The following is a 4924-nucleotide window of genomic DNA, read 5'->3' on the forward strand; positions in this document are numbered from 1 at the left end:
AAATGTAAAATTGAAAACACTCTATTTACGGCATCCCTAATATCAAAAACATCTTTATCTATTTGTAATAGGCCTGCATCCATTTTTGAAAGATCCAGGATATCATTTACAATAAATAGCAAGGAATCTCCTGCGATTTTTACCGCTTTTAAATAATTGGTTTTATGAGCGTCTTTTTCATTCTCCAGTAAAAGATCGGTAAATCCTAAAACTGCGTGAATTGGTGTTCTAATTTCATGACTAACATTTGCAATAAAGTTATCTTTCTGTTCATTGAGGCTTTCGGCCATTTCTTTGGCCTTTTCCAAAGAAATTTCTGCTTCAATTTCTTTAGTAATATCCTGTGAAATCTTTACCACTTTTATCACATTCCCATCCAGGTCCTGAATTGGATTATAAGACGCCTGTAAATAAAATTCAGATCCATCTTTATGGATTCTACGTACACGACCCGTTTTATATTCACATTTTCTTAAAGAATCCCATAGTTGCTTATTTTCAGCATAATCGGCCGGAGTAATAAACATATGATGATGACTCCCTAACAGTTCCTTTTCAGTATATCCTGAAATTTCTTCAAAATTTCGGTTTATAGAAATTATCCTTCCATCTGGTTTAAATTCTACAACTCCACTGGAGTTTTTAATCGCCTGCATTAAGGATCTATTCTCGCTTTCTTTGAGTTCGAGCTTCTTTTCTGTGCGTGCGATTCGTTTTTTGAGAATACTATTTAATTCCTTCCCAAGACTTTTATTCTTTTTCCTGGCTTCTATGAGGTGCATTGCCTGGTTGGTAAGTAATTTCAGAGCTTGTCTTTGCTGGGCATCAAGCGTTCTTGGTTTGCCATCTACAACGCAAACCGTCCCAATATTATGGCCATTTTCAGCCTTTAAAGGCATCCCGGCATAAAACCGAATTCCATTTTCTGAAGTAACGTGAGGATTGTCTTTTACCCTTTCATCTAAACGAGCATCAGAAATTTCAACCAGTTCATCCTGCTTAACAGTATATTGGCAGAATGTTTCTTCTAACGGTGTTTCACTACCATCAAGACCTACCTTGGCTTTATACCATTGTCTTTTATCGTCTATCATCGCAATAAAAGCAATGGGAACATCGCAAATTAAGGCAATAAGCTGTGCAAGCTCATTAAAATCTTTTTCGTAGGGTGTATCAAGAATATTATAGGAGAGCAGGGTTTTAAGCCTTTCTATTTCGTTATTTTCTTCAATTTTAGTGTTAATCATAGGGGGCATTATGGAGGGCTAAGGTATTAAAAAAGAACTCTCTGCAATTATGATTTTGGTAAGGTTTTGCTGAAATAGTTTATAGAAAATTAGCTGGGATTTAAACTTCAGGTTTCCAACCAGGGGCATATTCACGACCCCAAAGTTTCATGGCATCCCTGTCATAAATTCTTCCTGTTTTATCGTCTATATCAAAGCCTCTACCCAATTGATCGGCAATATTGGTGTAATGAACCATGGTCATACTTATATTTGCATCATCTATGGGCGCATTTAGTTTAGCTGTGCCGCGTATTCCATCAAAGAAATTAAGCATATGCGCTGTAGACATATCTCCTCCACCCCCTAAAGCTGTCCCGGCTTCATCAGATGCTGAATTGTATTCTTTAATTACTTCTCCATTTCTGTTGGTAAGTATATATTTCTCACGGTCTACAAATACGCCACCATCAGTGCCATAAATTATGGTGCCGCGGCCACCACCGTAGGTATAGTAGGCATTTCGGCTTTTACCATCCCACTGAATAACCTTATTGTCTGCAAACTTAAAAGTAGCCTCCATGGTATCGTACATTTCCCAGCCGTCATCTTTAAAATGTCGTTTTCCTGATTGTACATCGGTGCGTAGCGGGATTCCAACCTGTAATGCCCAACGTGCTACATCCATTTCGTGGGTTCCGTTATTTCCGGATTCGGCTGTACCATAATTATAACCATACCAGTGCCAGTTATAATCCCAGGTCTCTTCGGTGTATTCTCTTCTTGGTGCCGGTCCCTGCCATAAATCCCAATCTAATCCCTGCGGAACAGGTGCTTTTTTCTGATTTGGAACTTCACCACGTGCATTAGTATAAAATGCCACTGCTTTATAAACTTCACCAATCGCCCCGTCGTGAATATCCTTTATAATTTCAATCGTATGATTTGAAGAGCGTTGCTGATTCCCCATTTGCACCACTTTTCCATATTTCTTAGTAGCTTCTACCAGCAGTTCATTTTCAAACATATTATGGCTGGAAGGTTTTTCAACATACACATGCTTCCCAGCTTTCATCGCCATAATAGAGCCCGGAGTGTGCCAATGATCTGGTGTAGCGTTAATAATGGCATCTACTTTTTTATCTTCAAAAACCTTACGAATATCGTTTTCAAGTTTTGGTTTGTAATCTATATGTTCTGAAAAGCGCTCTAATGCATTTACCCGCTGACTTTCCATCACGTCGCATAAATACAGAAGTTCTACATTGGACTCCTTGCGCGCAATGGGATCAAAATAAGCACCTAACCTTCTTCCCAAGCCTGCTATAGCTACATTAATCCTATCGTTAGAACCTATAATTTTGCGATAGCTTTTAGCGCTCATTGCCATTGCCGAACTTCCAACTACAAGAGCAGTTCCGCCTAAAGCTGTTTTTTTTATAAAATCTCTTCTTGAATTCATATTTATTCTGCTTTGATCTTAATATTTTTAAAACTCACTTTATTACCATGATCCTGAAGCAGAATATGACCCTCCTCGGCTTCTCCAAAATTTGGCCAGTCTACATACTTGCTTTCAGAAACCAGTTGGCGGTACTCTTCACTTTTTCGTTCATATTCCAGCACTTTCTCGCCATTTAACCAATGTTCTACTTTATTATCTTTTGAAACAATACGGGCGGTATTCCATTCTCCTATTGGATTAACCGGTTTATCGGGATCGGCTTGAATTAAATCATATAAAGAAGCCATTGTTCTACTTCCCTCGTGGTTACCCAATTTGGCATCAGGATGACGTTCATCGTCAAGAATCTGGTATTCCAAACCTATTGAAGAACCGGGACCTCTATTTAGATCGGTATCTACAAAATACTTAATGCCGGAGTTGGCACCTTCGGTAATTTTAAAATCAACTTTTAGTTCAAAATCGCCATAAAGTTCTTTGGTAACGATATCCCCACCAGCTTCAGATTCTCCGCCACCGCTGGCCAGCACTGTAAGTACTCCATCTTCCATTTTCCATCCTTCTTCCGGAAATTCATCTAAACGTGCACCACGCCAACCTTCAGTGGTTTCACCATCCCATAACATTTCCCAGCCGTTATCTTTTTCAGCTGTAGTTAAACTGTTTTTGGTTTGTATAGGCTCCAGGGGAGTTTTTTTGCTATATTTCTCTAAATCTTCGGTAAGAATTTTAATATTTTTCCACATTACTTCGGTGCCTGCCTCAGCATCTTCGCCAATGCTATGTACTTGAAGAGCGATAAACCCTTCTGAAGTTTTATCATCTATTAAATGCGATGCGGGAACCCCGTTTATCCAGGTTTTAATAGTGTCGCCAATGGCCTCAATTCTATAGGTATTCCATTCGTTTTGTTTAAAAGCCTGCTGAGCTTTAGAATTTTCGCTTAAGTCCACCAACCAGCCACGGCGCGCTTCATCATAAATACCACCGCTCCATGCACGGTCTGAGGGATCAATTTCTACCTGATACCCATGCACCCGGCCATCCATATAATTGTCTAAACTATTGCTTCTAATTTGAATCCCGGAATTCATACTTGGATGGACTTTAAAATCCACTTCCAGAATAAAATCTTCGTAATCTTTATTGGTAGTAAGAAAGGTATTGGGCGTGTTATGTTGGGTAGTGCCAATTATTGCTGAATTTTCAACCCGGTATTCGGCATCGCCACCTTTTTTAGTCCATCCATCCAGATTTTCTTCGTTAAATAATTGGGTCCAGGGTGTCTCATCTTTTTCTGAGTCGGCACAGCTTGTGAATGCCAATGCTGAAAACAAGAAAATAAAAAGATTTCTCATAAGGTAGGATTTAAAATATCTGTAAAATATACATAAATTATTAATCTCCAGCCAATTCATTAAAATAAAAGGCCAGCATACGCTACTGGTATGCCGGCCTTACTAAAAAAGGGGGTAATTTTTATTTATAAACCTTTACATAATCTATTAAAAACTGCTTCGGAAAAATAGAATCGTCAACTTCTGGCCCACCAAAATTACCGCCTACTGCAAGATTCAGTAAGAAATAAAACGGATGCCTGTATGGGTATGTTTCCTCATTCTTTTCTGAAGGAGAAAACGTATAGGTTTTTTCACCGTCAATATAAAAAGTGATCGCATCTTCAGTCCAATTCATTTTAAAAACACGAAACTTTGAAGTAGCGTTTTTAACCGGCGTGGTTTTAATATTTTCGGTATCACCGTGACTTGCAGGGGTGTGTAGTGCGTTATGGATAGTATCTGGTTGCCTGCCTACAAATTCCATAATATCAATTTCACCCGAAGCTGGCCAGCCTACTTCATTTATATTATTTCCTAACATCCAGATTGCAGGCCAAAGTCCGTGGCCATCGGGTAATTTCGCCCTTACCTCAACGGTACCGTATTGAAATTCAAATTTATCCTGCGTATTTACTTTTCCGCTGTAATACTTATCACCAACCTTATCGGCGGTAAGTACTAAATTCCCGTCTTTTACCTCTACATAATCTTTGCTATAAATTTGGCGTTCGTTATTTCCCCAGCCACAAAGATCTGGACAGCCATCTCCGGTTTCGTAGCTCCAGTTTTCCATGTTTAAAGTATCGCCTTCAAAATCTTCTTCCCAAATTAATTCCTGAGCAGAAACCTGCAAACCCGCACATAGAACCGCGCTCAATATTATATTCTTTTTT

4 protein-coding genes are annotated in these 4924 nt (G+C 38.9%); all 4 read right to left on the reverse strand.

Translation table 11 applies throughout. The features are described 5' to 3' along the window. A partial coding sequence (locus AACZ30_RS12880) for a PAS domain S-box protein (RefSeq protein WP_339649836.1) occupies window positions 1-1247 on the reverse strand: 1247 nt, incomplete at its 3' end. A 100-nt stretch (window positions 1248-1347) separates the two neighbouring features. Next, on the reverse strand, window positions 1348-2688 hold the full coding sequence (locus AACZ30_RS12885; RefSeq protein WP_339649838.1) for a Gfo/Idh/MocA family oxidoreductase: 1341 nt from the start codon (window positions 2686-2688) through the stop codon (window positions 1348-1350). Between the two features lie 2 nt (window positions 2689-2690). Beyond that, window positions 2691-4049, reverse strand: coding sequence for a DUF1080 domain-containing protein (locus tag AACZ30_RS12890; protein ID WP_339649840.1), 1359 nt, complete (start codon window positions 4047-4049; stop codon window positions 2691-2693). 121 nt (window positions 4050-4170) lie between these two features. Next, window positions 4171-4924: glycoside hydrolase family 16 protein (locus tag AACZ30_RS12895; RefSeq protein ID WP_339649842.1), on the reverse strand; the 754-nt coding region annotated here is incomplete at its 5' end.

The sequence above is a fragment of the uncultured Salegentibacter sp. genome, assembly GCF_963972535.1.
Taxonomy (GTDB): Bacteria; Bacteroidota; Bacteroidia; order Flavobacteriales; family Flavobacteriaceae; genus Salegentibacter.

What these genes read in the sequence shown, in the direction of transcription:
- AACZ30_RS12890 (WP_339649840.1), bottom strand. Translation starts at nt 4,049, where the DNA reads ATGAGAAATCTTTTTATTTTCTTGTTTTCAGCATTGGCATTCACAAGC.
- AACZ30_RS12885 (WP_339649838.1), bottom strand. Translation starts at nt 2,688, where the DNA reads ATGAATTCAAGAAGAGATTTTATAAAAAAAACAGCTTTAGGCGGAACT.